The organism is Propioniciclava sp., assembly GCF_029977985.1.
In the GTDB taxonomy this organism is placed as follows: domain Bacteria; phylum Actinomycetota; class Actinomycetes; order Propionibacteriales; family Propionibacteriaceae; genus Propioniciclava.
In genome coordinates this window covers 1-2,439 of the sequence record NZ_JARKOT010000161.1, presented here as the reverse complement: position 1 = coordinate 2,439, position 2,439 = coordinate 1, and the positions used below count along the sequence as shown (strand labels likewise).

Sequence of the window (2,439 nt, the reverse complement as noted above, 5' to 3'; positions counted from 1 at the left end):
ACGTGCCCACGGTCGTCTGGGACGCCGACCAGTCCCCCGCCTCACGCGCCTACGTGGCGGCCTTCACCGCGGGCGGGTTCTTCGACCTGCGCGGGTCCGTCGCTTCGGTGGACGCCGTCGACGACGCCTTCCAGCGCGGCGAGGCCGCTGCGGCCATCGCGATCCCGGCAGGCTTCGGCCGCGACGCCGATGCCGGCGTCCGCGGGGACGTCCTCGTCCTGGTCGACGGCAGCTCCCCCACCACCGCCCGCATGGGGGAGGCGTTCGCCCTCGCGCTCAACCAGCGCTGGAACGCACAGGGGTACGCCTCCTGGGCGGTCGCGACGGGGTCTGCGGCCACGTCCGGCCCGACCGGCGGCGTCCTGGAGCCGCGGGTGCGCACCTGGTACAACCCCGACCGGCTGAGCTCGATCTTCCTCATCCCCGGCCTGGTGGTGGTGATCATCATGATCGTCACGGTGCAGCAGACGGCGGTGACCATCGTCCGCGAACGCGACCAGCACACGGCCGAACAGATGCTCGTCAGCCCGCTGACGCACACGGAACTGGTGATCGGCAAGCTGCTGCCGTGGACGCTGCTCGCCTTCGTCGAGATGGGGCTCGTCATCGGGCTGGGCATGACGTTGTTCAGCCTCCCGCTGCGCGGGTCGATTCCGCTGCTCACGGTGGGTGCGGTCGTCTTCGTCTTCGCCGCCCTGGCCATCGGCCTGATCATCTCGTCGGTCACCCCCACCCCCGAGACGGCCAACATCACCGCTCTCATGGTGTCCTTCCTGCCGTCGTTCCTGCTCTCCGGCTTCGCGTTCCGGCTCGAGTCCATGCCGGTGGCTCTCCAGGTGTTCAGCTACGCGTTCCCGGGGCGCGAGATGGTCGCGATCTCGCGGGGTGTGTTCCTCAAGGGGGCCGGTTTCGCCGACCTCTGGCCCCAGCTCGCCCTGCTGGCCGGCTATGCGGTCGTCGCGGTCGCGGCAGCGGTCCGCCTCTACGGGAGGAGTGCTCGCCGATGAACGGACGCCGCCTCCGTCTGCTGGTCTGGAAGGAGTTCCTCCAGCTCCGCCGCGACCCCATGTTCCTGCGCATGGCGATGGCCATGCCGATCGTCCAGCTGGTCATGTTCGGCTACGTCGTCGCAGCCGACGTGACCCACCTGCCCGTCGCGATCGTCGACCTCGACCGCACGCCGGTCAGCCGTCAGCTGGATGCCGCCTTCACCGCCTCCGACTACTTCGACGTGGTCGCCCGACCGGTCGGCGAGGACGCCCTCCGACCACTCCTCGACACGGACGCCGTCGCGGTCGCCGTCGTCATCCCGGCCGGCACGCAGGCTGCCCTGGAGCGGGGAGAGAACGCCGGGGTCGGCGTCGTCGTCGACGGCGCGGACAGCCAGACGGCGTCCGTCGGCACGGGGTACGCCGTGCGCATCATCGGCGGACTGAACGCGCTGCCCGACGCCGGGCCGGGCGTGGCGGCGTCCGTGCGGGTGGTCTACAACCAGTCGTTGCGGACGGTGAACACCATGATCCCGGGCCTGGTGGCGACGATCATGATGATCTCCATGCTCGCCATCATGAGCCAGGCCATCGTGAAGGAGCGCGAGCGGGGCACGCTGGAGCAACTGTTCGTGACCCCCATCACGCGCACCGAGTACCTGATCGGCAAGGTGGTGCCCTACACGATTCTGGCGGGGGCGCAGGCGCTCGTGGTGGCGGTCCTGGGCACGCTGTGGTTCCGGGTGCCGTTCGAGGGCTCGGTCTGGGTGGTGCTGACGGGGCTGGCCCTGTTCATGCTGACCAATGTGGGCCTCGGCCTGCTCGTGTCACTCGCCAGCCACACCCGCCAGCAGGCGCAGCAGACGATGATGTTCGTGATGCTGCCGACGATGCTGCTCTCGGGGTTCATCTTCCCGATCGAGTCCATGCCGGCCGCCCTCCAGCCCTGGACCGCCCTCATCCCCATGACGCACGCCCTGCGCCTCGTGCGGGGCGCGTACGTGCAGGGGGCGGGCTTCGCCGCCCTGGCTCCCCAGCTGTGGGCCCTCGCGGTGTTCGCCGTCGTCATCTTCGGCGCGGCGGTGGCGGGCATGCACCGGAGGCTGGCCGAATGACCACACCGTCCGGGGTCGCCGTCCGCGTCCGCGACCTGCGCAAGACCTACGGCTCGTTCGCCGCCGTCGATGGCATCACCTTCGACGTCGCCCGCGGCGAGGTGTTCGGTTTCCTCGGCCCGAACGGCTCGGGCAAGACGACGACGATCCGCATGCTCACGGGCACGATCGCGCCCACGTCCGGCTCGATCGAAGTGCTCGGCGTGGACGCCGCCCGCCACCCTGCCCGCATCAAGCCGCGCATCGGCTACATGAGCCAGAAGTTCTCGCTGTTCGAGGACATGACCGTCGACGAGAACCTGCGCTTCTACGGCGGCGTCTACGGCCTGTCGGCG

Annotated in this window: 3 protein-coding genes; all 3 read left to right on the top strand. The window is 70.0% G+C overall.

Features of this window, described 5'->3' with window-relative positions; genetic code table 11:
* A partial coding sequence (locus tag Q1K57_RS10020) for an ABC transporter permease (protein ID WP_300081830.1) occupies positions 1–1,007 on the top strand: 1,007 nt, incomplete at its 5' end.
* Entirely contained in the window at positions 1,004–2,104 is a 1,101-nt protein-coding gene (locus tag Q1K57_RS10015; RefSeq protein WP_300081827.1) for an ABC transporter permease, read from the top strand. The genes Q1K57_RS10020 and Q1K57_RS10015, both read left to right, overlap by 4 nt.
* A partial coding sequence (locus Q1K57_RS10010) for an ATP-binding cassette domain-containing protein (protein WP_300081824.1) occupies positions 2,101–2,439 on the top strand: 339 nt, incomplete at its 3' end. The genes Q1K57_RS10015 and Q1K57_RS10010, both read left to right, overlap by 4 nt.

Bases quoted from the DNA above. Each gene is read 5' to 3' on its own strand.
- Q1K57_RS10015 (WP_300081827.1), top strand. From the start codon at position 1,004: ATGAACGGACGCCGCCTCCGTCTGCTGGTCTGGAAGGAGTTCCTCCAG.